The sequence below is a fragment of the Neopoerus faecalis genome, assembly GCF_029218125.1.
Lineage (GTDB): Bacteria > Bacillota > Clostridia > Oscillospirales > Oscillospiraceae > Oscillibacter > Oscillibacter faecalis_A.
In genome coordinates this window covers 127,862-150,178 of record NZ_JARFXX010000004.1, presented here as the reverse complement: position 1 = coordinate 150,178, position 22,317 = coordinate 127,862, and the positions used below count along the sequence as shown (strand labels likewise).

Sequence of the window (22,317 nt, the reverse complement as noted above, 5' to 3'; positions counted from 1 at the left end):
CCGCCCGAACAGGGAATATATCGTCGGGGCGGCTGTTATCGCAAGATTTCTGTTTTTTCCGGCTCTTGACCGTCAGACGCGGATAAACGCGAGCTGTCGGCAAGTACCAGTTTGAGCAGCTTGTCGCGGAATGTTTCTGTGCTGCTGTGATTGAAATATAACTCCGCAACAATGGTCTGCCCGTTCCTCTGGGTCGTGATGATACTGTCGGGGGTCTGTTCTGCCATAGGCGGCTCCTTTCTTTGGGCGCAAAAGAGGGATTTCCCGTAGTTCGGAAAATCCCTCTTGGTTGACGGTTATTCTGTTTTACTGTGTGGGCTGTGCGGCTGCCTGTGCCTTTCGCCTTGCCCGGTATTCCCGCGCTTTCATGCGGTCATACTCCCGTTGCTTTTCAAGATTTCTCGCCCGGTACTCCTTTGAATACTGCCGGTGATAGGCGCGGCTCTTTTCCTTTTTGGCTTCTTCGATTTCCTCCCGCATTTGCCGGATTTCCTGCTCGGTCGGTTCTGCAAGCTGTGTCACTTCATTCTCAAACTTGCCGATATAATTGAAATATATGCTGATGTGCTGGATTGCGTATCTCGCCCTTTTCTGGTCGCGCTCATGCACTTCAATCCGGCTGATAAACTCGTTGAGAATGGTGGGTGTAAGGTCGGTAAAGGCGGCATGGCGTTCCGTCAGCTTCAAAAACCTCTGCGCCCGTCCTCCCGCGTTCTCATAAGCGGATAGCTGCTCTTGTAGCGTGGCAAGTTCCGCTTTCAGCGCGTAGTATTCTTCTGAATACTTCTGCGACATCTGCTCATAGCGGTCTTGCGGGATCGTGCCGAGGGCGTTGTCCTCATAGAGCTTGTTCAGCACCTTGTCAATCTGTTCAAGGCGTGTCGTGATTTGCGGAATACGCTTCTGCTGTTTCTTGGTCTGGTCGGTCTGCTGCATGGCAAGGTTCTTTTTCACTAAGGCTTCAAACTCCGCCCGATTGCTGATAGAATAGTCCTCGATTTTCTTCAGCACTTCCGTGATGGTCTGCATGAGCAAGTCCGCGTCCATGATGTGCGGGGAGTGGCATTTAGGGTTCTTGGCTTTTCCCTTGTGGTACTCGCTGCAATAGGCAACATGGCGCTTGCCGCCGTTCCGGTAATCTATACGAATGTGCATTTTTGCGCCGCAGTCCTTACAGAAAAGCAAGCCGGACAGAGGGTGGATTTCCCCGTCCCCGTTGGGGCGTTTGACGGGCGCGTTTTTCAAAATCCGCTGTACGGTTTCAAAATCGCTGCGGCTGATAATCGGCTCATGCACATTTTCTGTGATGTGCCACTGGCTCCGGTCTACATAGTGGTTATGTTTATCCCGGAAATGCTTTGTAGTCTTGAAGTTGACCACATCGCCGCAATACTCCTGCCGTGTGAGGATATTGGTCAAGGTGGCTTTGTTCCACTTGCAGCGGTTATCCTCGTTGAGTGTCTTATTTTTACAGGTTCCCCGCCCGCGGTCTTTCATGTAGAAAGTGGGGGACGGGATTTGTTCCTGTGTCAGATATACGGCGATTTGGTTTCGGTTTTTCCCGTCCAAAAACAGACGGAAAATAAGGCGTACAACCTCGGCGGCTTCCTCGTCGATTATCCAAAAGTCCTTGTTATCCGGGGCTTTGATATAGCCGTAAGGGGCTTCGGTGACAATCGGCTTTCCACTCATGCCTTTGGTCTTAATGCCCGTTTTCACTTTCTTGCTGATGTCCTTTGCATACCACTCCGACATGATATTGATAAAGGGCGCAAACTCCAATGTGTCGGGCTTCTCGCTGTCAATGCCGTTGTTGACCGCGATAAAGCGCACATTGTTCCGTCTGAATATCTCCATCGCATTGCCTACTTGGAGATAGTCGCGCCCCCAGCGGGTAAGGTCTTTCATAATGCAGACACCGATTTTCCCGTTTTCCACATCGTCCATCATGCGGGAGTAGGCGGAACGGTCAAAAAATCTGCCGCTTTCGTCATCGTCGATGTAGTGCCGGATATTGGTCAGGTGCTGCCCTCTGGCATAGTTCTCCAAAAATATTTTTTGGTTCTGTATGCTGTTGCTCTCGCCGCCGTCCCTGTCCTCGTCGCCCACGGAAAGGCGGGAGTAAAGGGCTGTAATTTTGCTATAATCAGTCATGTGCATAACCTCCTGTGCGTCCATGTATGTGTCATTTACACTTAAAATTATGCACTCCAGCGGGCGCTGCCGTATTCCGCATCCCGGCGGTATTTCTTGGCGTTCTTGCTTTTGAAGTAGATCAGCAGGCGGAACACCGCCGCCCCCACAATGCCCACCAGCCAGTCAAAGGGGGCAAGGCCGGGGGCAAAGTCGGCAAAGGCTGCGCCGACAGTCTGACCCAGCCCGATGAATTTATGGGCGAAATCACTGCCTGCCGCCAGACGGTACGCCGTCCCCAGCTTGAGGAACACCCAGCCGATGAACACATAAGGAATGTTGGGCAGCACATATTTACGGAGCTTATCTGTCACCATGCACGGCCTCCTTAATGTGTTCTTTCTGAGGCTTTTCCTTGGCAAGCTGCTGTTCCGCCTGCTTCATCTGTTCGGGGATCGTGGGCTGGCGGGACTTGGCCTTATCCAGCACCTTGCGGGAGTATTCCGAAAAACAGGCGGTCATAGCGTCCGCCTGCCCGGATTTGAAGAACAGCAGGTATTTCCCCGGTTCGGTCTGATAAAAGGCGTAGTCCACATTCCATTTTCGGGCTACCCGGTCAAAGAGCTTCGTGTCCCCGGACAGTTCAAGGCTGTTGGTGGATGTGCCGTGCGCCATGAGCTTTTTCACGGTCTGCTTGCCGTGGGGCGTCTGCTTTGCCCGGTGCGCTTTGGCGATCTTGCGTCCCACCGCCCGGACAACAAAGGCAAGCCCCCGGGCGGTCAGCTTCGACGCTTTCACCGATACGGCAATCGTGCGCCGGGAAATATCCTCGTCTACCAGCCGTCATCGCCTCCTCTCTGATAGAAATATGACCTCGGGACAAAATGTCCCAAGGTCAGCGTTCATCATGCTCCTTTTTCGGGTGCAGGCGTTCGCCCTCCAAAGAGGAACGGTCTATGACCTCCTTGTAGGCCGCCATCTGCTCCCGGATATTCAACTTGGGGTATGCAAAAATGCGGTGTTCGGCGGGAATATCCTCGATCCCGTGGTACACCTCCTTGAAGTCGCCGCTGCGGGTCAGATAGCCCGTGGGGGCAAAGTGGCCGCCCTCATTGATCCGCATATCCCGCCCATAGGCTTCAAAATCGAAGTAAGGCAGCACATTATCCGGCACATCCAGCAGCTCCATGTCCTCCACATAGATGCGCCCCAGCGTTTCATCATCGGTCACGCCGGGGTGCAGATCGTAGCAGTCCAGATTGTGAACGAGGTTGATGATGTCCGCCACGCTGGAAGTGTGGTCGCCCTTGTTGAGTACGGCCTCCAGCGTTTCGATCTCGTCGCTGTCCAACTCGGAAATGAGATGTGCCAGATGGTTCAGCTCGTCCAAGTTTTCATACTCGGTGAGATAGTCGTATAAGCCCATCACATCGCCGTCAAAGGCGGTGATGAAAAACTCCTCATACCGCACACCATCCACGCCGATGTTCTTTAAGAGCGATTGCACCTCCTCCGTGGTGGCCGGAAATTTCAGCGTTTCGCCCACAAACTGCCCCTCGGCGTATTTGCCGAGGTTGGTGATGTAGGCTTCAAATACCGTCATTTGCACCTCCTTTTGTCAGCGCCTCCGCGATCCCCGCCATGATGTACTCGGCACAGGGCAGCGCGATGGCGTTTCCCAATGCTCGGTAGCGGTGGGAGGATAGAATTTCCTCGCCGTCCGCGCCGTACCTTGTCCAGCCCTCCGGCAGCCCCATGAGCCGCTCACATTCCGTTTCCGTGGGAAAGCGGACGCAGCCCCCGACGGGATCGTCCTCATACCAAAAGGCAAAGGGCGAAATGCCGCCCGCTAACAGAGTGGGAAAAGGGTCAGTTGGCAGTCCGAAGCTGTTTCGGAACGCTGTTTCCGTCCGTTCCTTGGCGGACGCCCGCATACGGAAGCATTGAAAGGGTCGGGTGATCGGTATGCGCCGCCCTGCTTCAATAAAAGAGCCTCGATCTCCGCAGGCGGCGGGCAGCCCGCTATCTCTGCCAGATGCAGAAAGTGACTGCATTGTGCGGGGCTTAAAAAGTATTTCGTGGGAGCGCCGTCCTCCAAAGTCTGCCACAAGAAAGATGCGCTGCCGTCGTGCCAGCCGGGGGCTTGCCCAATGCTGGGCGTCCATGAGCCGCCAGCAGAGGTCAGGCGTTCGCCCTCGCACCATTCCGGCTCCTGCCCATCTTCCAGAAGCAGGCATTGAAACATCGGCGTCTGTGAAAGCGGATAGGACGGCTCTAAAATCCATCCGGTCATTTGATGAAAACGCTCCCATGACATTTTCCCAAACAGCGATTGCTGGAAATAGACCATTTGTCGCCTCCCTCATTTCACGGATAATGCGGATGGCTTGAAAAAACAGGCTGGACTTTTCTCCCGCAAGTCCCTTGCGGTTGCCGATCTGCGAGAGATTTTGACACGGTGAGCCAAAGGTGATGATATGGACGGGCGGAAGATCCCGCCCGTCCAGCTTTGTCACATCCCCCAAATGCGCCATATCGGGAAAGTGGCGCTTGGTGATGGAGATAGGGGCTTTTTCGATCTCGCTTGCCCATACCGGCTCAATGCCGCAGCGTACCGCCGCCAGCGGGAACACGCCGATCCCGTCAAACAGGCTCCCCAGCCGGAGCACCGTCATCTTATCTGCGCCCCTGTCCCTTGACGGTCAATATGCCCTCAAGGGTGGTGGCGGTGATCCCGAGCCTCTGGGCAACGGCGATGTCATTTTTCATGGCCTCGGTGACGGTATGACCGCACACCACCAGCACATGAGAACGGCGGAGCAGGTCGCGCCCCATGTCGATGCCGCTCTTATGTTCCTCTGGAACGGCGTCATTGAGGAAAAGGGGCTGATAGAGCGTCGGGCAGATGGGCGAAAAGCCCGCCTCATACACCGTGCGGCAATACTGCGCCGCCAGCTTTGTGTTTTCGTGGTCGCTGCTTACGCCTGCGGCGGTAATGTACGCAAGGGGTCGTTTCATTGTAAAATACCTCCGTTTTGTAATGTAGTAGTTCAACCCAAACCCCACGCCCTTTCCCATTCTTGGGAAAGGGGGCGGCTCTGGAGGATATACCCCCGCCGCTTGCCGGAGAAAAAGCATAGCCGGGACAGGCGGTCAAGGGCTGGCCGCTGAAAACAGCGGTGCGATGCACCCTTGACAGCCCGCTCCCGGCCATGCTGGAATACGGGCGGCGACGGGGGATATAACCACAAGAGCCATTCGGGGAAACGAAAGACCTCGGGACAAAAAGTCCCAAGGTCACTTTTCCAAATCCATTTTCTTTTCGGGCTTGCCCAGCTCGGGCGGCTGCTTGGCCTTCCAGTCATCCAGCAGAGAAATGATCTTGTCTTTCATTTCCCTCGGGGACTTGTCCTTGCCGAAATACTTTTCCAACTCTGCACTATTGATGATCACCTTGTCTACCTCCTTTTTCTCCTGCGACAGAATACCGTCGATCACATCACCGTTGAGCTTGCCGTCCTTGTCCAGCTCTCGCATTTTCTGTGCCTGCGACAACGAGGGCGAGGACTGCTGCCCCTCGATGGACACGGCGATATACCTCTGATTTTTGGGGCGGATGAATGAGATCTCCACCGCCGGGGTGAACGCCAGCTTTTTCTCGTCCACCATTTTCTGCAAATCCGGCACAAGCTCGGTCAGGCGGATATACCGCTGCACCTGCTTGTAGTTCATGCCGTTGCGATCTCCCACGACCTGCGTGGAGCGTTTTCCGGCATCCTTGTCCTCCTCGCCGGGGCGGGAGCCTTGGTGCTTGATGGCCTCCACCTGCATTTTGAGCGACTGCGCCTTTTCCGTGGGCAAAATACGCTCACGGTGGCGGAGGTTGTCATCCGTCATGGCAAGGATGGCTTCATCGTCCGTCATGTTGCGGACGATACACGGCATATTCGCAAATCCGGCAAGCTCGCTTGCCCGCTGGCGGCGGTGTCCGGCGATGATCTCATAGCCGCCATCCTCACGGGGGCGCACCAGCGCAGGCTGATTAACGCCAGCCGCCTTGACCGACTCCACAAGCCCCTGCATTTCCGCATCGTCCCGGACACCAAAGGGGTGATTTTTGAACGGGTGCAGGTCAGACAGGTTGAGATAGACGATCTCCTCTTTTTCGGCGCGGGTGGCGTCACGGGGCGCAGACGGCTCCGGCGTGACCTCCGCACCAGCGGGAGCGCTGCCCTTATCCACGACAGGCTTCTCCGGGGCGGGCTTGCTTTGGGACTTTTTGTCCCGAGGTTTGGGCGGCTTTGCCTTATCGGGAGAGGCCTTGCCATCCTTGGACGGGCGACTTCTGCCGGGCTTGGCGGCCTTGTCCTTTTCCGTGGGCGGCTTCTGCTTGACGGCCTTTTTCTCCTCCTTGGCCGCCTCGTCACGGGCGGCGGCAAAATCCACCACCTTGCCGGAATGTGCCGGGGCGGGGTCGTCCTTGCCGGGAGCGGGCGGCTGCGCCTGTTCCTTTCCAGCCTTGGGGACTTCGGGAGCGGCAGGCTCCTCCACCTCAGCGTGGGTAACAGCATCGGCGAGATCTGGCACGGCCCCGCCCATTTCAAAGAGCGCCGCCTGCCCCTCGTGTTCCAGCATGACCGTCTCCGCGTCAGTCAGCACAGGATCAGGAGTAGGCGGCTCCGGCACGGCGGCAACTTCTACCGTGGGAGCGGGTGCCTCAGTAGGTGAGGCTACATCGGGAATATTTTTCTTATCATCTGCCATTTGCAAACCTCCTTTTTGTGGCATGAAAAAAAGCCAGTCCGCAGACTGGCCGGGTGGAAGTGACCTCCCTTCGTGGTGTTATATATGAAAACGCCGCCCGTTGTCCTGTTGGGCGGCGTTGTTCAGCTAAAAATTTTTGTCGCACATCTCTAAAATATTGAAAAGCATGATAAGTAATGGTAAACTATACAAAAAGGGAGGGATGATCAGTTGAGTTCTAACAAATTGACAGATGCGGAAGCACGCCAACTGCTTGAGATGACGAAGAAATCTCTGGTACAAGAAATCAACTTTCCTACCCGTGGTAATGAGAAAGAATTTGATGTTGTTGGGGATACTAAAAAGGATATTTTTGCAATAAAGATATACCGTGGAAAAATCCAACCGTTCAAGTATAACATTGGCGCCCGAATCAAAAAGAATGGAACAATGTTGTTGGAGCTTCATATCAGCCCGTCTAATGTTCATTACAACCCTAATGGTGAGAAAATTTGTGGTAGCCATTGGCATATATACACAGAAGAATATGGACGCAATTATGCTTTTCCAGCGGAAGATGTCCAAGAAGATGCTTTTGTAGACAACACGATTGCTTTTTTAACGAAGTTTAATGTTGTTGAACAGCCGAATATCAACTATCAACTTGAACTATTGTAATGAAAGGAGGAGTTAATCTTGGATATTCAAAAACTTATTGACGATTACGCAACATGGTTAAAACAGGAAATTACATTTGAAAAAGTAGGAGAATATTACGAGATTACAACTCCTTATTTGGATAGCGCAAATGATTATCTTCAAATCTATGTGCGTCAAATTGGCGATGACATCTACTTTACAGATGATAGCGCTACAATTCGCAATTTGAAGATGGCGGGATTTCAATTTACACCCGCACGAAAAAGCCATCTACAACGGATATTAAATCAGTATGGTGTAAGACTTGATGGCGATGAATTGATTTGTAAGGCCCCGGCTAATTCTTTTGCCCAGAAAAAACATTTATTCATTCAAGCTATGTTGCGAATTGATGATATGTTTGCAATCTCCAAGTCTAAAGTTGCCTCACTCTTTCTTGATGATATTCAAGAGTTCTTTGAGCAGAAAGAGATTTTTTACTCAGATAATGTCCAGTTTACAGGCATTTCGGGATTTGCCCATAACTACGACTTCCTATTGCAACGGACAAAGGCTAAACCAGAGCGTCTATGCCAAGCGGTTAATAACCCCAATAAATCCAGTATGGGGAATATATTGTTTGCTTGGAATGATACTAAGCCTTCACGAAAAAATGACAGTCAACTTGTTGTTATACTGAACGATCAGAATACCGTTGCAAAAGGAGTCGAGGATGCTTTTGCAAACTATGATGTGAAAGTAATTCGATGGAGTCAAAGAGAAAAAGAAGAAAATATCGCCCTTGTTTCTGCTTGATTTCTATACGAAAACGCCGCCCGTTGTCCTGTTGGGCGGCGTTGTTCTCGTCATTTTGAATTTTTAGAATAAATACCTCTTGCCGACTGCCAGCAAACTGTTGATATATCTGCGTTTTCTGAAATCCTATAATTACACTCCGACCATATTAACGAAACGGTATAGATGCGTCTGGCGAAAAGTCAGGCGCATCAACCGTTTCCGGGCTTTTTCAAGCCCGGATTTCTTCTCTCAAACCATAGATGCAAATCGCTGTTTCAGGGCGTCTGCCCCGATTCGAACCGGGCGTTTTCCTGTTTCATGCAGATGCGTTCAGCCAGCGCCCTTTTTCAGCGGTGATTTTTCCGGCTGGCAGCGGTATTTTTCTCAAAAAAGAATCATAAAGATTTGGGCGTCGTTTTGTTGGTCCTGACGGACTAAGAAAGCGGTGCCCTTTTTCATTTCAAAAAGGGCGCTGGTCGCAGCGCCTGCATTTGTAGGTCGGAGCATGATCGCTCCGGCCTTATTTTTTATGCATGGGAGGAGCTATATGAGCATCAGCGCAGAAGAAAAGGTCTGTTACCTCAGAGAAGCAGCAATCGTCCTTGCCAAGGAGGGTTTCCAGTTGGACGAAGTTCACACTGACAGGCTGTGTATCCTGCTTGACGGTGCGCCGCTTTGTGAGGTGACCGATAACGGCGGTATTACCTACCACAATGAGGATATCAACGAGCCGGAACGGATCGCTGCCAAGGACAAGGTGTATGAGATTGTCAGGACCACAGCGGAGTATATGCGGCAGATGGAGATGGCGCCCTTTTTGAAAGCCGACAGTCTGGAGGACGGCTACAAGGTGCTGGCGGATTTCAACGGCACTGTGCTGGCTGGAGTTCAGAGCAAACACGGAGTCCACTTCGTCACATGGGATTGGGCCTATGGGCACACAGGAGTATGTCATGGGCACTATTTCATGGAGAACTATGCAGGAGCCAAACAGGACTTTGCTATCCGCTCCGGGCTGATTCAAAAGGAACGGCTTTTCACCCCAGAGCAGATGACCGAGATTTATCGTTGCTGTGCGGACTCTGTAGACGGAGATTTCTTTGAACTCACGGGAGAGCAGGAAAAAATGATCCGCAGTGTTCAGCAGCAGATTGAGGAGTGTGTGCCGGATTTGGACGAGCGAATCCGGCAGCAGGAAGAAGCCTTGGAACAAGTCGCGCAGCAACAGACAATGTAATATCAAACGGAACGGGCCGGAGTCTTGGCAATAAGATTCCGGCCCTTTTTTCATTTCAGAGAGGAGTTCGCTTATGCCGTACTATTTCATGCGAGACACGCCGCTGCAGGCGTTGGAGCAGTTGATGATGTCTCAGCCCGGTCAAAAGCCCAGAGGTGGTGGAATATACCGCAGCCCATTTCGTTACACGCCCGAAGATGTGGCGTGCGAATACTGCCAGAACTATGTCCGCAAGCATCCGTGCCGCCTATGTGAATGTACCTGCCTGGAGGAGCGAATCGAGGCAGGTGTGCTGGAGCTGAATGCGTTCATGCGGGACTGCTTCACCCCCTCTATGGGGCCGCAGTTCCGAAAAAGGATGCATCAGCAATTTAGAGAGAGGAAACCTCAATTCTTCCAATTCTTCCTGTCCGATGCCCACCGGCGAAGATGGACACATTGGCGAGAGCGCTGCTGGCGTTTGTCCGACCGGAACAAAGCGGCCCTCTTCCTGCTCACGGCATACGAGAGCCTTTGGCGCAGGATGGTCTGGAAATGCGGGAATGACGGCTTTGACTTCCAAAGCGTCCGGCTCGGAGGAATCGAGCCGGAGCTATACAGCGTCTACCAGGCGGCGAAGGCCATTGCGGTCGGCTGCTGTAATATCACTCTCGCAGACCTTGCGTCTCCGGAATTGGTCACAGATGAGGCGTTCCACCTGATCACTGGCGCACTACTGATGGCCAAATACGGAGATGCGGTTTTGAATTTGGAAAAAGGAGTGAATGAAACATGATGATTCAAGCGGTTCTCGGTAATCCCAACCACCCGGAATACGGCGTGGCGACCATCCCATTCCCCATCCCACATGACCAGTACGCACACTGCATGGAGCTGTTGGAGGCATTGGAGATCGGCGACGCGGTCAAGACGGACTGCAAGGTGGAGAAGATCGACAGTTTCTACACTGTCCTGAAACGAGCGGAAATGCTCACGGTCAATGTGGAGGAGCTGAACTATCTCGCCAAGCGGCTGGAAAGCTTCGACACCGGCGAGGCCGCACAGTTTCAGGCAATGGCCCACAAGCTGGAGCTGTTTGAGTTAAAGGATCTCATCAACCTGACCTTCTGCTGCCAGCAGGCTACGGTCATCACCGACTTTTCCGACCTCGCCGCTGTTGGCCGTGACCACTACATGAACCTGCACGGCGGCAGCGCCAAAACAGAGGAACTGGATGCGCTGGATGGCGAGGAAACCGCGCGGCGGCTCATCGAAAGCGGCAGCGGCACGGTGACGCCCTATGGTGTGGTCTACGACAACGGTATGAAATTATACTGATAGACGTACTGTTTGTACTCTTTGATTGAGTTAATCAGAGTTTTGTAATACTGTACAGTTACACCGAAGATTTTTATGATCTGCATTCCTCTGACATATTCTACTGTTGCCGCACTCATTTTTTGAAGCGCCGCTGAATAGCCAGACAGAAATTCAGTACCACCGGACATTTTACGATACTGAAGAACACCAATCACAGTTGTAAGGATCAGGAGAATACCAAGGCGATAGTCTATTGCAAACATCAGCACAAACATTAACACCGGCGTCATAACAGCAGTGACGTTGTCCGGAATCAAATGGGCCACTGTTTTGTGTGTTTCTGCTGCGTTATCATCAATAATTTTTCGAATCTCTCCAGAGCTGTTATGGTCAAAAAAGGAAGAAGAGGCATCCAATAATTTATGAAGCCCATTTTTCCTTAAGTTTGTTTCAAGCCGGAAGCCTAAGTAGTGGGAACACGTTGCCGATGCAATGTTGAGAATGCCTCGTAAAATCATAAGTATGACTACAATAATTGCGTCATACATAGCCTTCTCATATACGGGAATAACCAGAATAGACACAATGGACTGCCACAGAAACCAATATGCTCCCATATATGAGCAGACGGCAGCGGCAGATAGTGCCATGGAGAAATATGCCCAAATTCTTTTATCTTGGACATAATGAAATAGTTTTTTATATAAACTGCGCATTGACTTCAAATATACACCTCTTTTTGCTTAAAAACGGTTTGACATACATCACCTCTTTCATTATAATTAGTTTTAGCTAACTGTAAAGGGCAAAACAGATATAAAGTCTAAACAAGGTATTAATAAATCTAAACGAGGTATCTTTGGGAGGAGCCAATGATAGAAGTTAAACGAGATGATTTCTTTGTTGAATCGATAAAGAATCCAATAGAGTACGGAACATATTATAAGATCAACCTAAAATATGGAACTGGATTTCAATGGACGAGTGAGGTTCACCACGATTTCATCATTACAGCGACAGATATAAGATTTAACCAGGAAACTATGGTCGGAGAACATATTGGGTCTGGTTATGTACTTGCTCTCTATATTAGTGGCGCAGGAGATGAATTCTATCCGTATCAAAATATTTCTCCGAATACATTGCGCTGCTATGAACCATCTGAAAAGTATAAAGCTATTTATCATCCTCAGATTCCATTAAGATGTATTACCGTGCAGGTTGACCAGGAATTTATTGATCAGTATCTCCAGGAAATTTCCGGTGATCTTGAAGTGAACTTTTCTGATTTTCTCAAAGAAAAAGGGAAATTCTATTTACCAAATGTTAATCATGCTATGCAAAGCCTATATGAGTATCTGCTTTCCATGAAAGCGTCCAGAATTACAGTAGAAGCAAAAATATATGAAATCATCTCTTATCTTGCTTCATATTTGAAAGAAAACAGACTAAATGAAGAGAATGGCCAGCCCATTAACAAAACAGATTTGCAGGCATTAGATGAACTAACGCATTACATGGACGAACATTACAGTTTTAATATTACGTTGCAGACGCTTTCCACCATTGCATGTATGAGTGAAAGCAAAATGAAAAAGCTATTTAAGTCAGTTTATAATATGTCCATTACTGAATACATTCAGAGGAAAAGGATCTCTGTAGCCGAGCATATGCTTATTCAGACCGACCTCACCATTGCGGAAATTTCAAGAATTGTTGGATACTCCAACCCCAGTAGATTGATTGAAATATTCAAAAGGTATTATGGATTTACTCCCTCAAAATACAGAAAATAAAAGTGTTATACTAATTTGGATAAACCTAACCCTCTAAAAATCAACCAAATCAATCGTTATGAGGTGACGCATACAAGCGTCACCCCATTTCTTTTTGGAAATTTCATCTTGAAAGCATCTGTGAAGGAGTATAATAAAACCATTGTCAACCCCGATGACGATGACAGCAACCGCGGACAGAATGCCTTTTTCTATGATGCGGCGGAGGGATTGCTCACTTCGGTCATCCTGATGCTGGCGGAGTTTCTGCCGCCGGATGAGGAGCACCCACAGGAGCGCCGGCACATCGTCTCTGTCTTCAAGCTGGTGCAGGATCTGCTGGAGCCCAGCAAGTTAAAGGGCAAGAATCACTTCCAGCTCCTGATGGGCAAGCTGCCGCCTGACCACCTCCGCAGGACACGGGCGTAATTGGATAGAACAGAAAAGCACAGCCGCTCGTTTTCTCTGAGTTGCTGTGCTTCTGCTTCTTCCTGCACCACGCTGAAAAGCGTCTGAACAGCGCGATTTACCGCTTTCTCACCCGCAATGGCATTGACCGTTACGATCCGGCGCGCTTTCTGGACTACAAGCTGGAAGTTCTGCAAATGCTGCTGTACTGTCTGCCGAGGTTCGACCCGGAGCAGGAAACGGAGTTCCTGAAATACGCGAAACACTATGTCCGGGACGGGCCGCTGTTCTGCCGCATGATGGTCGAAGCCGGTTCCTTTGCCAGCCTTGCGGAGTATCGGCACGTGCGGCAGATTGGCGCAATCTATAACAATTCGGCAAAAACCGCGCAGAAGTCATTTCCGAGTTTGCCGTCCAAAGCGGATACAAGGATGAAAGCGTATCTGCGGATGAACTGCTGACCATTGCCCAGCGCAACCACAGCATTGCCGAAGGCGAGATTGCTGAAATCCGTGGTTGTGCCGTTTGAGATGGAAAGGCTGGATCTGATTTGATCATGATGGAAAGCAAAACGACGCCGTTGACAACATCTTCGGCTCGTGCTACAATTTGACTGAAATGAACAATGTGGTCATAAATCCGAGGAGCGTGCGCAGTGGCTTTTACAGATGAACAGAATGAACAGATCCGCAAAGACCTGATCCGGGAAGCCCGGCGCTGCGGCATTACCATCGGGATGCGGAAAACCTCAGTGGAGCAGCTGACAAATTCCGTCGGTATTTCCAAGGGATCGTTTTATAAATTCTTTGATTCCAAGGAGCTGCTGTTTTTCGCCGTGCTGGAGGATATCCATACAGAGTGTTTCGCAGCGGCGCAGAAGTCTTTGCAGGAAAATACAGCCTTATTGCCTACCGACCGCGCGGCAGCGGCGATCCTGGCGGCCTGTCGGTGGCTGGCCGAGACGAAAGCCTTTGTGTTCATCGAAAATGACGCAGATTTTCTTCTGCACCGACTGCCGGAAGAAGTGAAGACCGCCCACTACCACGATGACGAGACGCACATCCGTACCCTGCTGGAGATGGGCGGCCTGCAGCCCAAGGGCGGTATGGCGCTGGCTGCCGCCACAGTGCGGGGCTTGATTTTAACCGTCTCCCATCAGGAGCAGATTGGGGTGCTCTATCCGCAGGTGCTGGAAACGCTGGTGCAGGGCGCCTGCCGGGAGCTATTTGCATAAGCGGAAAAGCCGCAGTGATGCGGCTTTTCAAAAGGGATACAGTTAGCTTACTCTAACTCGCTTGTGTCATCTGTGTGAGTTAGAGGAGTTTAACATCTCGTTGTGAGGGCGAAATCATGAGAAACAGTCAAAATTTCTGGGATAAAAACGCCGGGCGGTACGACCGCTTCATGCGCAAGGACGCAGCGGCTTACGAGCGGCTGTACGAGCTGCTGCGCCCTGTGGTACGGCAAAAAAACGTTCTGGAGCTGGCGACCGGCACAGGGCTGATCGCCAAAAACATTGTAAACAGTGCCGCTCATATTGAGGCCACAGACGCTTCGCCGGAGATGATTGCAGAAGCGAAGCGGGACAACCGATCCGCCAAGCTGCATTTCTCCGTGCAGGATATGTTCTATCTGCCCTATGCTGACCAGTCTTTCGATGTGGTGATCGTGTCCAATGCTTTGCACATTGTACCGGAACCAGAGCGAGCATTGGCGGAAATTCGCCGGGTGCTGAAAGACGACGGCGTGTTGGTTGCGCCGACCTTTACCCACGCAGATAACGCTTTCTTTGGAAGGGTCAAAGCATTTTTCATGAAGCTGGCGGGCTTCCCTCTCCACAGCAAGTGGACAAGCCACGAATACCTGGCATTTCTGCGGGAGAACGGCTGGACGGTGCGGAAAAGCACCGTGCTGAAAGCGTCCTTCCCACTGACTTACGCCGAGTGTGCGAAATCGGAGGGGTGAGCCATGCAGATATTGGAACACGGGCAGGCGCAGGAGCGGACGCTGCTGTTTTTTCCCTGCACGGCAGAGCCGGTGTGGGCTTTTGCCGACACGATCACGCTGCTTTCTCAGAGCTGGCATGTTTTTCAGGTGGTATATGACGGCCATCAGCCGGAGTATCCCGGCGACTTTACCTCCGTGGAGCAGACCGTGGATGAAGTGATCTCCTATTTGAAGATCCACGGCGTCTCCCGTCTGGGTGGGGCCTATGGCTGCTCCATGGGCGGCGCCTGCCTAACCCGTATGCTGGCATTGGGGGAAATGCCCATCGACCGGGCCATTATCGACGGCGGGATCACGCCCTATCAGCTGCTCTACCCGGTGCGAAAGCTGCTGCTTTGGCGGGATATTGTGTCCTTTAAAATGGCGGCGAACAGCCGAAAAATTCTGGAAGCGGCCTTTCCGCCGGAACGGTTCACCCCCGCAGGGCACGACCCCAAAAAGGAGTACGACGCCATGGAAGTCTATCTCAAAACCTTTTCCGATCGGACGATCCGCAATGTATTCTGGTCTGCCAACAACTATGCGCTTCCGAAGCGCTCCGCTAAAATCGGCGCGAAAATCACCTACTGGTACGGCGACGACGAAAAGAAGGATCGCAGGCGGGATATCCGGTTCATCAAGCGCTATTTCCCTAAGGCGCGCATCCATGGCATCCCCAAGATGGCCCATGCGGAGCTGGTGATGGTACACCCGGAAAAATTCTGCCGGTATGCGGAAAAATTTCTGACTACGCAAGCGGAGGAAATATGACATGAGAGAAATAATCAAGCTCTCCGACGTGCCGGAGACCATGCTGCAAACCGTTTATGCAAGGGCGAAAGAGAGCAGCGGCAGAGGTGCGATCCACAACGCAAAAGCGGAAGAACTCATCGAAAAGCTGGACTACGATTTTTCCCTTGCCGACAAAGATACGGCCATGCGCGGCGGCGTCATCGCCCGCACCATTGTGTTGGATCAGCTGACAAAGGCTTGGCTTGGGGCGCATCCCGGCGCGGTGGTGGTCAACATCGCCTGCGGGCTGGATACCCGCTGTTACCGGATGGCAGGTTATGCGCATTGGCATAACCTCGACCTGCCGGAGACGATGGCGGTGCGGGAGAAGTTCCTGCCGGAAAGCGGCGCGATTTCGCAAATCGCTATGTCCGCTATGGACGATTGGGGTGGCAAAATCAGCGAGCAGAATGTACCGGTGCTGATTGTCATTGAGGGACTGACCATGTACCTGAACGCAAAAGATGTGCAGCAAATTTTTAAGGTGATTTCCAGCCGTTTTTCCAAAGCAACCGTATTTGTGGAAACGATGAATCCGATGATTGTGAAGCGCTTTAAGGAAAGATCCATCGAAGGCAGCCATGCAAAATTTACTTGGGGAATCAAGAATGGGAAAGCACTTGCCGAACTGCTGCCGGGTTTTCGATTCGTCGAGGAACACAGCCTGACGGAGGGCATGGCGGTATTTGCACCGATTTATAAACTGCTGGACAAGCTACCCACCGTGCGGAATATTTCCAATAAGATCATCGTTCTGGAAAAGGAGTTGTAGAAGATGTCATTCTTTGAAAACACCCGCAAACCTGTGGGCCTCGGCGGGAAGCTCATGGTCGCCATGATGAATTTGGGTCACAGCCCTGTGGCGCGCTGGGGGCTTCAATTTCTGAATGCTGCGCCGGATGCCAAGGTGCTGGACTGCGGCTGCGGTGGCGGTGCGAACATGAAAAGGCTGCTGAAAAAATGCCCGCAAGGTATCGTGAAGGGCATCGACTATTCGCCCGTCAGCGTGGAGAAGACGAAAAAGGTCAACGAGACCGCCATCGCGGAGGGGCGCTGTGCCGTCCTGCAAGGCAGTGTGGCGGATATGATCTTCGCAGATGATTGGTTTGATGCGGTCACGGCCTTTGAAACGGTCTACTTCTGGCCTGATCTGCCGCAGTGCTTTCGGGAGGTCTGCCGGGTGCTGAAGACCGGCGGAACCTTTCTCATCTGCAACGAGAGCAGTGGCGACACGGACAAGGATGAGAAGTGGACGGAGATCATCGGCGGTATGACCATATACAGCGGCGATGAGCTGAAAACATTTCTGGAAAACGCTGGATTCTGCAATGTTCAAATCCATAAAAACAAAATGGACTGGCTCTGCGTGACAGGACAGAAGCGGGAGGAATAAGGAATGCTGCTGCAAACGATTCTGGAAGGACTGTGGCTGGGCGCACTGCTGGTGGCGGTCTGCGCTGTCGGTATCCGAAAGGGCGCTGTCGGCATGGTGCATCTGTATGGCGAAAAGGTGCAGGAGCGATGCATCGCACTGGGGCTGACCACAAGGGAGAAGATCAAACGGAACGCGCTGCGCTTCAAGGCGATCTGCATTCCAATCTACCTTTTTTATGTGCTTCTTTGCGTGTATGCCATCAACGGCGCACATACATTTTGGGACGGTTTCTGGCAGTGCTTTGTGATCCTGTCCGTGATGAATCTCATCGACCGGTTTGGCATTGACGGCTACTGGGTCGGACACACAGAGGCATGGGTAATCCCGGGGACAGAGAATCTGATGCCGTATATCTCAAAAGCCGATAAGCAAAAGAAATGGCTGTTCGGAACCGTGGGAATGGCCGTGATTTCCCTGCTCCTTGCGGGACTCGGGCTGCTGCTGTAAGGAGGAAATACCGATGTCAAAGAAAGCGACCGAATTTCAGAAAAGAGAAATGAGCAAGATGTACCGCGGCAAGGAGATATTCAAGCCGCTGAACACCGGCTGGGTGGATGAGCGCGTGGCCTGCGCGCGGGAGTGGGTGGCGAACATCTTCTTCTACCGCAAGGGCGACACCACCATCATAATCGATGCCGGGTACAACTACGACCGGCTGGCAGAAAAAATGGGCTGGCTGGGCATCGACCCGCAGTCCATCCGGCACATCCTCATCACTCATCAGGACACCGACCACGTGGGCGCGGTGGAGGCAGACAGCCCCGGTTTGTTCCGGAGCGCAAAGCTCTATATCGGCGAGATTGAAAACCGGTATCTCACCGGCGAGGTGCGGCGAAAAGTCATATATCATCTCTATAAATTGCCGCAGGTCACAATTAACAACGAAAAGGTGCTGCTGCATGACGACGAGACTTTCGAGATTGACGGCATCAAAATTGAGTGCTTTCTCGTCCCCGGCCATACATGGGGGCATATGGTCTATCTCATTGACGACAAATATCTCTTCACCGGCGACACTCTCTGGTTCGGCGCGGACGGCGGCTACAGCTTCATTTCCTCTCTGGCAGAAAGCAACAAACTGGCGGTAAAGTCGCTGGCGGCGCTGGAGCAGAAGCTGCAAAGCCGTGGATTACACCCGCTGTTCCTCACCGGCCACACCGGCTGGACGGACAACTTCGAGTTCGCCTTTGCCCATAAGGACAAGCTTTGCTCACCGTTCCGAAAGCGGGTTCCCGACCCCACCGCGCCTTATGACGCTTATGATGAATCGGACGACACGGAAAAAATGGCAAAGAGCGGGTTCCTGAAGGGAGTGGGAAGATGAAAGTTTATTCCTTCGGTGCGGAGCACGCGCTGGTCATCCTGCTGCTCCCCGGCACCTGCTGCCACTGGAAGGGCAATTTTGGACGGGTCATTCCGCTGCTGGCGGACAGCTATCGCGTTCTCTGCATCAGCTACGACGGCTTCGATGAGACGGAACATACCGAGTTTCCCACTATACTGGAGGAAACAGAGAAAATAGAAACTTACATTCAGGAGCATAGCGGCGGACATATCCGGGCGGCCTACGGCTGCTCGCTGGGCGGCTCCTTTGTAGGGCTGTTGGCGGCGCGGGGGAATATTCATATGGATTACGGAATTCTCGGCAGCTCTGATCTTGACCAAGCATCTCCCATTGCGGCAAAGCTGCAAACAAATCTGCTGCTGCCGCTGATCTACCCGGTGATACGGGGCGGACGGTTCAAGAGTCGATTACTGCAAAACGCCTCACGCAGCGAAAGTCGGAAATGGGCGGTTATGTGCAAGCGTTCATGGAGATGCTCGGCGGCGCACGACCCTATGTGACCGTGCAGAGCTGCAAGAATCAGTTCTATTCCGACCTTGTCACCCCGCTGCCGGACAAGATCAACGTTCCGGGAACAGAGATTCATATTTTCTATGCGCTCAAAATGGGTGAGAAATACCGCGAGCGCTATGAACGGCACTTTGCAAACCCAGTCATTCACGAGCAGGACTTGCAGCACGAGGAGCTGCTGGCCTGTTATCCGGAGCGCTGGGTGCAGTTGGTGAAGGACATTATGGAGGGAAAGCAATGAAGCATCAGCACTTTGATGTGGGAACCGCCGGCTTTTACGGTGCGTATTGGGCGTGTGCCGACGGTTCAGACTGTGCGGTCATCGCGATGATCGGGGATGATCCGGAGGATCAGCTTGCGCGCTCGGCAGTGAAATGGCTTTGCGGGTACGGTGTAAACGTGCTCACAATGTCGCCCGCGAAAAAAGATTACGGACATCATAATTACCCGCTTGAGCGTGTGGAGACGGCAATTTCATGGCTGAAAGCTAACGGTAACAGAAAGATCGGCATTGCCGGTGCATCGACCACCGGAACGCTTGCGCTGACAGCGGCTGCCATGTTCCCGGATATTACCCTGACCATTGCCATGACACCCAGCGATTTTGTGTGGCAGGGTTTCATGCAGGGCAAAAGGGACGGCTGCAAGGAATGGCCGGTCGAGGGCGAGTCGCTGTTCTCCTACCGGGGCAAGCCGCTGCCCTATATGCCGTTTTGCTATCAGCATCCCGACTATTGGCATTGCATCGCCGCCGAAAGCAAACGCGTCGGCGATATGGTAAACTCCCGCAAGCTGTTTGACGATTCCGAGACAGCTCATCCGATCGAGCCGGAAGAATACATTCCCGTTGAAAACATCCGGGGAAAGCTGCTGCTGATCGGCGCGGAGGACGATGCGCTGTGGGACACCGCAAAGTATATCCGCCGGATGGAAAAGCGCCTTGCCGAAAAACCGCATGAATGCGAGATTGAGACGATGGTTTATGCCCACGGCACCCACTTCGTTTTTCCGGAGGGAATGCTGAAAATCATGCTGCCGATTGGCTCCGGTCTATTTGTGAAGTTCGTGTTTCAGGCAGCAAAAAAATATCCGAAGGAATGCCGCCAGACCCGGATAGACATCGAGAAACGGATGTGCCGGGTGTTAGCGGAATGGAAAGGAACAAAGTGAGATGCGTTGGACAGGAAGGCCCATGGCCATGTGGGTGCTGTTTGCTGGCTCCTTTCAAAAGCAGCTGACCGCTGTGCTGGGCTATGATGCAGCTACCGCAAAAGCCATCACGAAAAAGGCAAAGCCGCAATACCGGCAAATCATCCGCAGGCTGCCGGAGTTTGAAAAAGCCGACCGTTTCAAAATGAATCTTGTCAACTGCGCCATGATCGGGGCGTTTGTTCTCTCCATGCCGCAGCGTCCGGAGGTGGACAGGCTGACGGATTACTATGCAAAAGCCATGATGACTGCGCCCATGCAGTGGTTCTGCCGCAAGAGCGGAAAAAGCAAGTTCACCGAAAAGGATATTGCCACTATGAAGGCAACAGCCGCTCTGAAAGCCGCCGACCGCAACCCCTATTCGTGGAACATGGAGTTTTACGAATACCCGGATGGCAGCGGCTACGAGGGACGCTTTACCAAATGCGGCATCTGTGTGCTGATGAAAGAGCTGGGGCTGTACGACCTAACCCCCGCCCTGTGCCATCTGGACTACACCATGAGCGAAGCGGGCGGTGTGACAAATTTTGTGCGGCAGTACACCCTTGCCTTCGGCGGACCCTACTGCGACTGCGGGTACAAAAAGAAAAGGTAACGGACGATGAAGAGGAAGGAAACCTATCTTTCCCGTGATTTCCGGGAGACTGCGGCACTGCGCTTTCCCGCGCGGGCAAAGGAACTGAACACCGCTTTCGATATGCGCCTGAGTGCGCTGCTGGCTGAAAATGCAGATGCAAGCAAGGAAAAGCAGTACCACCTCAAACGGCAGATTTTGCCGGGCATTGCGGCCTACGAGACCTTGCAGCGGGTCATGCCGAAAGAGGAGGCACTGCAAACCGTTCACGGCTATGTGGAGCGCTTGGCGAGAACGAGCCACAAACAGCTTGCCGCCCTGCTGTACATACCGGGGCTTTACCGCCTTGTTCCCGGCGTTTTCGTCAAATCCACCCGGAGCGTTTTCGGCCCGGCGGCGGGCTTTGTCCCAAAAGAACTGCAGACCGGTAACGGCGTCTGGCGTGTGGATATGATAAAGTGTCCCTATCACGACACCTGCACAGAATACGGCTGCCCAGAGCTGTGCCGCTGCTTTTGCGACAGCGACGACATCAGCTACACCGGTCTTCATCCGAAGCTCATTTGGCATCGAACAAAAACGCTGGGGCGCGGCGATGACCGCTGCGACTTCTGCATGAAGGTCGAAAAATAGCCGGGAGGCAGATTGGTATGGACATCAAACGATTCGGCAATAGACAAGGAAAGACCATTATGCTGCTGCACGGAAATCTTATGTGCTGGCGGCAGTTTGAGAATCTGATCCCGCTGCTGGAAAAGAAATTCTGCGTGTATGCCGTCAGTTTCGACGGCTTTGACGGAACAGGCGAAACGACCTACACGACCGCTCAGGCTCAGGCGGACAAGCTGGCGGAATATATTGAAAAAGAACTGGACGGACGGCTGGACCTGCTTTATGCAGAGTCGCTGGGCTGCGGACCGACTATTTTTCTGAAGGCTTCCCCAAACATTCAAATCGGTCGAATGATCCTCAGCGGGCCGGAGTATCTGGATTTTGGCGTGCTGAATCGACTGATTTTGAAGGTCATGCCGCAAAAGCAGTATCGAACGGCACACGAAAAGTATATGCCTGCATGGGCGTTGCGCTTTATGGGGCAGACGGAGCAGGGAATGCAGACCATGCTCCGCCGTATCCCGGATCATATCAGCTTGGAATCCGTCCGGGCCACTTGGGAGGCAGGGCTTTATCTCTATCGGACGGACTTTCCGGTACAGCCCGATGCAAAGGTCGCCTGCTGGTACGGAGAAAAAGAAGGGCATATGAAAAAGGCCATCCAGCGACTGCGGAAGGCATATCCGGGTCTGATCGTCCGCTGCTTCCCCGGTTTTGGTCATGGTGAGATCATCAATCATCCGGCGCTGCTTGCATCGGAGCTGGAACGCTTTCTGACGGATGGCGGAACAGAGAGATGTGCTGAAGAATCAGGAAAGTGAA

General features: G+C 52.4%; 29 protein-coding genes and 1 pseudogene. 21 read left to right on the top strand and 9 right to left on the bottom strand.

All coding sequences use genetic code 11. The features are described from left to right. Nucleotides 1–35: 35 nt before the first annotated feature. From PY311_RS06525 to PY311_RS06490, 8 genes and pseudogenes are all read right to left on the bottom strand, one after another. A complete protein-coding gene (locus PY311_RS06525) occupies nt 36–227 on the bottom strand; it encodes a transposon-encoded TnpW family protein (RefSeq protein WP_286147859.1) in 192 nt (63 codons plus the stop codon). 79 nt (nt 228–306) lie between these two features. Further along, the gene (locus tag PY311_RS06520; protein WP_055061394.1) at nt 307–2,178 is read right to left on the bottom strand and encodes a recombinase family protein; all 1,872 of its coding nucleotides are present in this window, start codon (nt 2,176–2,178) and stop codon (nt 307–309) included. A 32-nt stretch (nt 2,179–2,210) separates the two neighbouring features. Continuing rightward, nucleotides 2,211–2,510, bottom strand: a pseudogene (locus PY311_RS06515) (conjugal transfer protein TraG); the annotation flags it as partial. Continuing rightward, nucleotides 2,497–2,931, bottom strand: coding sequence for a PcfB family protein (locus PY311_RS06510; protein WP_286147857.1), 435 nt, complete (start codon nt 2,929–2,931; stop codon nt 2,497–2,499). The gene PY311_RS06510 and the pseudogene PY311_RS06515, both read right to left, overlap by 14 nt. 97 nt (nt 2,932–3,028) lie before the next feature. Further along, nucleotides 3,029–3,736: an antirestriction protein ArdA gene (locus tag PY311_RS06505; protein ID WP_286147856.1), complete on the bottom strand. Its 708-nt coding sequence runs from the start codon at nt 3,734–3,736 to the stop codon at nt 3,029–3,031. Further along, nucleotides 3,723–4,808 carry a DNA cytosine methyltransferase gene (locus PY311_RS06500; RefSeq protein ID WP_286147855.1) on the bottom strand — a complete coding sequence of 362 codons (1,086 nt, stop codon included), beginning with the start codon at nt 4,806–4,808 and terminating at the stop codon, nt 3,723–3,725. The genes PY311_RS06505 and PY311_RS06500 overlap by 14 nt, the downstream gene beginning before the upstream one ends. Nucleotide 4,809: 1 nt before the next feature. Next, on the bottom strand, nt 4,810–5,151 hold the full coding sequence (locus PY311_RS06495) for a DUF7768 domain-containing protein (RefSeq protein WP_186879311.1): 342 nt from the start codon (nt 5,149–5,151) through the stop codon (nt 4,810–4,812). A 279-nt stretch (nt 5,152–5,430) separates the two neighbouring features. Continuing rightward, nucleotides 5,431–6,897, bottom strand: coding sequence for a ParB/RepB/Spo0J family partition protein (locus PY311_RS06490; protein WP_286147854.1), 1,467 nt, complete (start codon nt 6,895–6,897; stop codon nt 5,431–5,433). Between the two features lie 210 nt (nt 6,898–7,107). Between PY311_RS06490 and PY311_RS06485 the strand changes: the two genes are divergently transcribed. The 5 genes from PY311_RS06485 (at nt 7,108) to PY311_RS06465 (ending at nt 10,867) form a co-directional block, all read left to right on the top strand. After that, the gene (locus tag PY311_RS06485) at nt 7,108–7,554 is read left to right on the top strand and encodes a DUF6978 family protein (RefSeq protein ID WP_286147853.1); all 447 of its coding nucleotides are present in this window, start codon (nt 7,108–7,110) and stop codon (nt 7,552–7,554) included. An 18-nt stretch (nt 7,555–7,572) separates the two neighbouring features. Then, entirely contained in the window at nt 7,573–8,331 is a 759-nt protein-coding gene (locus PY311_RS06480; protein WP_286147852.1) for a DUF1829 domain-containing protein, read from the top strand. Nucleotides 8,332–8,860: 529 nt separating this feature from the next. Continuing rightward, on the top strand, nt 8,861–9,550 hold the full coding sequence (locus PY311_RS06475) for a hypothetical protein (RefSeq protein ID WP_286147851.1): 690 nt from the start codon (nt 8,861–8,863) through the stop codon (nt 9,548–9,550). Nucleotides 9,551–9,623: 73 nt separating this feature from the next. After that, the gene (locus PY311_RS06470) at nt 9,624–10,325 is read left to right on the top strand and encodes a hypothetical protein (protein ID WP_286147850.1); all 702 of its coding nucleotides are present in this window, start codon (nt 9,624–9,626) and stop codon (nt 10,323–10,325) included. Continuing rightward, nucleotides 10,322–10,867, top strand: coding sequence for a hypothetical protein (locus PY311_RS06465; RefSeq protein ID WP_286147849.1), 546 nt, complete (start codon nt 10,322–10,324; stop codon nt 10,865–10,867). The genes PY311_RS06470 and PY311_RS06465 overlap by 4 nt, the downstream gene beginning before the upstream one ends. On the opposite strand, the gene PY311_RS06460 is transcribed toward PY311_RS06465, so the two are convergent. After that, on the bottom strand, nt 10,840–11,565 hold the full coding sequence (locus tag PY311_RS06460) for an ABC transporter transmembrane domain-containing protein (RefSeq protein ID WP_286147995.1): 726 nt from the start codon (nt 11,563–11,565) through the stop codon (nt 10,840–10,842). The two genes, PY311_RS06465 and PY311_RS06460, sit on opposite strands and share 28 nt — an antisense overlap. Before the next feature lie 156 nt (nt 11,566–11,721). Here PY311_RS06460 and PY311_RS06455 point away from each other — a divergent pair, with 156 nt between their 5' ends. The 16 genes from PY311_RS06455 (at nt 11,722) to PY311_RS06385 (ending at nt 22,316) form a co-directional block, all read left to right on the top strand. Further along, complete coding sequence (locus tag PY311_RS06455) at nt 11,722–12,645, top strand: helix-turn-helix domain-containing protein (RefSeq protein ID WP_286147848.1); 924 nt, start codon at nt 11,722–11,724, stop codon at nt 12,643–12,645. 108 nt (nt 12,646–12,753) lie between these two features. Then, on the top strand, nt 12,754–13,053 hold the full coding sequence (locus PY311_RS06450) for a hypothetical protein (RefSeq protein WP_434059932.1): 300 nt from the start codon (nt 12,754–12,756) through the stop codon (nt 13,051–13,053). Nucleotides 13,054–13,094: 41 nt separating this feature from the next. Continuing rightward, nucleotides 13,095–13,493, top strand: coding sequence for a hypothetical protein (locus tag PY311_RS06445; RefSeq protein ID WP_286147847.1), 399 nt, complete (start codon nt 13,095–13,097; stop codon nt 13,491–13,493). 194 nt (nt 13,494–13,687) lie between these two features. After that, on the top strand, nt 13,688–14,266 hold the full coding sequence (locus PY311_RS06440) for a TetR/AcrR family transcriptional regulator (RefSeq protein WP_286147846.1): 579 nt from the start codon (nt 13,688–13,690) through the stop codon (nt 14,264–14,266). 116 nt (nt 14,267–14,382) lie between these two features. Next, nucleotides 14,383–14,997: a class I SAM-dependent methyltransferase gene (locus tag PY311_RS06435; protein ID WP_286147845.1), complete on the top strand. Its 615-nt coding sequence runs from the start codon at nt 14,383–14,385 to the stop codon at nt 14,995–14,997. 3 nt (nt 14,998–15,000) lie between these two features. After that, entirely contained in the window at nt 15,001–15,789 is a 789-nt protein-coding gene (locus tag PY311_RS06430) for an alpha/beta fold hydrolase (protein WP_286147844.1), read from the top strand. A gap of 1 nt (nt 15,790) precedes the next feature. Further along, nucleotides 15,791–16,582 carry a class I SAM-dependent methyltransferase gene (locus PY311_RS06425; protein WP_286147843.1) on the top strand — a complete coding sequence of 264 codons (792 nt, stop codon included), beginning with the start codon at nt 15,791–15,793 and terminating at the stop codon, nt 16,580–16,582. A gap of 3 nt (nt 16,583–16,585) precedes the next feature. Further along, nucleotides 16,586–17,203 carry a class I SAM-dependent methyltransferase gene (locus PY311_RS06420; protein WP_286147842.1) on the top strand — a complete coding sequence of 206 codons (618 nt, stop codon included), beginning with the start codon at nt 16,586–16,588 and terminating at the stop codon, nt 17,201–17,203. 3 nt (nt 17,204–17,206) lie between these two features. Continuing rightward, the gene (locus PY311_RS06415; RefSeq protein WP_286147841.1) at nt 17,207–17,692 is read left to right on the top strand and encodes a hypothetical protein; all 486 of its coding nucleotides are present in this window, start codon (nt 17,207–17,209) and stop codon (nt 17,690–17,692) included. 13 nt (nt 17,693–17,705) lie between these two features. Then, a complete protein-coding gene (locus PY311_RS06410; RefSeq protein WP_286147840.1) occupies nt 17,706–18,569 on the top strand; it encodes an MBL fold metallo-hydrolase in 864 nt (287 codons plus the stop codon). Next, nucleotides 18,566–19,090 carry an alpha/beta fold hydrolase gene (locus PY311_RS06405; protein ID WP_350309707.1) on the top strand — a complete coding sequence of 175 codons (525 nt, stop codon included), beginning with the start codon at nt 18,566–18,568 and terminating at the stop codon, nt 19,088–19,090. The genes PY311_RS06410 and PY311_RS06405 overlap by 4 nt, the downstream gene beginning before the upstream one ends. Beyond that, nucleotides 19,057–19,341 carry a hypothetical protein gene (locus tag PY311_RS12645; protein WP_350309706.1) on the top strand — a complete coding sequence of 95 codons (285 nt, stop codon included), beginning with the start codon at nt 19,057–19,059 and terminating at the stop codon, nt 19,339–19,341. Before PY311_RS06405 ends, PY311_RS12645 begins: the two co-directional genes overlap by 34 nt. Next, nucleotides 19,338–20,270, top strand: coding sequence for an acyl-CoA thioester hydrolase/BAAT C-terminal domain-containing protein (locus PY311_RS06400; RefSeq protein ID WP_286147839.1), 933 nt, complete (start codon nt 19,338–19,340; stop codon nt 20,268–20,270). The genes PY311_RS12645 and PY311_RS06400 overlap by 4 nt, the downstream gene beginning before the upstream one ends. A gap of 1 nt (nt 20,271) precedes the next feature. Continuing rightward, complete coding sequence (locus PY311_RS06395; protein ID WP_286147837.1) at nt 20,272–20,904, top strand: L-2-amino-thiazoline-4-carboxylic acid hydrolase; 633 nt, start codon at nt 20,272–20,274, stop codon at nt 20,902–20,904. 6 nt (nt 20,905–20,910) lie between these two features. Then, nucleotides 20,911–21,516 (top strand): L-2-amino-thiazoline-4-carboxylic acid hydrolase, encoded by a 606-nt coding sequence (locus tag PY311_RS06390; protein WP_286147836.1) that lies wholly within the window; start codon nt 20,911–20,913, stop codon nt 21,514–21,516. A gap of 17 nt (nt 21,517–21,533) precedes the next feature. Then, nucleotides 21,534–22,316, top strand: coding sequence for an alpha/beta fold hydrolase (locus PY311_RS06385; RefSeq protein ID WP_286147835.1), 783 nt, complete (start codon nt 21,534–21,536; stop codon nt 22,314–22,316). Nucleotide 22,317 lies beyond the last annotated feature (1 nt).

Excerpts from the sequence above, each read along its gene's own strand:
- PY311_RS06525 (WP_286147859.1), bottom strand. The coding sequence starts at position 227 with ATGGCAGAACAGACCCCCGACAGTATCATCACGACCCAGAGGAACGGG.
- PY311_RS06520 (WP_055061394.1), bottom strand. The coding sequence starts at position 2,178 with ATGGACGCACAGGAGGTTATGCACATGACTGATTATAGCAAAATTACA.
- PY311_RS06505 (WP_286147856.1), bottom strand. The coding sequence starts at position 3,736 with ATGACGGTATTTGAAGCCTACATCACCAACCTCGGCAAATACGCCGAG.
- PY311_RS06500 (WP_286147855.1), bottom strand. The coding sequence starts at position 4,808 with ATGACGGTGCTCCGGCTGGGGAGCCTGTTTGACGGGATCGGCGTGTTC.
- PY311_RS06495 (WP_186879311.1), bottom strand. The coding sequence starts at position 5,151 with ATGAAACGACCCCTTGCGTACATTACCGCCGCAGGCGTAAGCAGCGAC.
- PY311_RS06490 (WP_286147854.1), bottom strand. The coding sequence starts at position 6,897 with ATGGCAGATGATAAGAAAAATATTCCCGATGTAGCCTCACCTACTGAG.
- PY311_RS06475 (WP_286147851.1), top strand. The coding sequence starts at position 8,861 with ATGAGCATCAGCGCAGAAGAAAAGGTCTGTTACCTCAGAGAAGCAGCA.
- PY311_RS06470 (WP_286147850.1), top strand. The coding sequence starts at position 9,624 with ATGCCGTACTATTTCATGCGAGACACGCCGCTGCAGGCGTTGGAGCAG.
- PY311_RS06465 (WP_286147849.1), top strand. The coding sequence starts at position 10,322 with ATGATGATTCAAGCGGTTCTCGGTAATCCCAACCACCCGGAATACGGC.
- PY311_RS06460 (WP_286147995.1), bottom strand. The coding sequence starts at position 11,565 with ATGCGCAGTTTATATAAAAAACTATTTCATTATGTCCAAGATAAAAGA.
- PY311_RS06455 (WP_286147848.1), top strand. The coding sequence starts at position 11,722 with ATGATAGAAGTTAAACGAGATGATTTCTTTGTTGAATCGATAAAGAAT.
- PY311_RS06435 (WP_286147845.1), top strand. The coding sequence starts at position 14,383 with ATGAGAAACAGTCAAAATTTCTGGGATAAAAACGCCGGGCGGTACGAC.
- PY311_RS06430 (WP_286147844.1), top strand. The coding sequence starts at position 15,001 with ATGCAGATATTGGAACACGGGCAGGCGCAGGAGCGGACGCTGCTGTTT.
- PY311_RS06425 (WP_286147843.1), top strand. The coding sequence starts at position 15,791 with ATGAGAGAAATAATCAAGCTCTCCGACGTGCCGGAGACCATGCTGCAA.
- PY311_RS06420 (WP_286147842.1), top strand. The coding sequence starts at position 16,586 with ATGTCATTCTTTGAAAACACCCGCAAACCTGTGGGCCTCGGCGGGAAG.
- PY311_RS06415 (WP_286147841.1), top strand. The coding sequence starts at position 17,207 with ATGCTGCTGCAAACGATTCTGGAAGGACTGTGGCTGGGCGCACTGCTG.
- PY311_RS06410 (WP_286147840.1), top strand. The coding sequence starts at position 17,706 with ATGTCAAAGAAAGCGACCGAATTTCAGAAAAGAGAAATGAGCAAGATG.
- PY311_RS06405 (WP_350309707.1), top strand. The coding sequence starts at position 18,566 with ATGAAAGTTTATTCCTTCGGTGCGGAGCACGCGCTGGTCATCCTGCTG.
- PY311_RS12645 (WP_350309706.1), top strand. The coding sequence starts at position 19,057 with ATGGAGATGCTCGGCGGCGCACGACCCTATGTGACCGTGCAGAGCTGC.
- PY311_RS06400 (WP_286147839.1), top strand. The coding sequence starts at position 19,338 with ATGAAGCATCAGCACTTTGATGTGGGAACCGCCGGCTTTTACGGTGCG.
- PY311_RS06395 (WP_286147837.1), top strand. The coding sequence starts at position 20,272 with ATGCGTTGGACAGGAAGGCCCATGGCCATGTGGGTGCTGTTTGCTGGC.
- PY311_RS06390 (WP_286147836.1), top strand. The coding sequence starts at position 20,911 with ATGAAGAGGAAGGAAACCTATCTTTCCCGTGATTTCCGGGAGACTGCG.
- PY311_RS06385 (WP_286147835.1), top strand. The coding sequence starts at position 21,534 with ATGGACATCAAACGATTCGGCAATAGACAAGGAAAGACCATTATGCTG.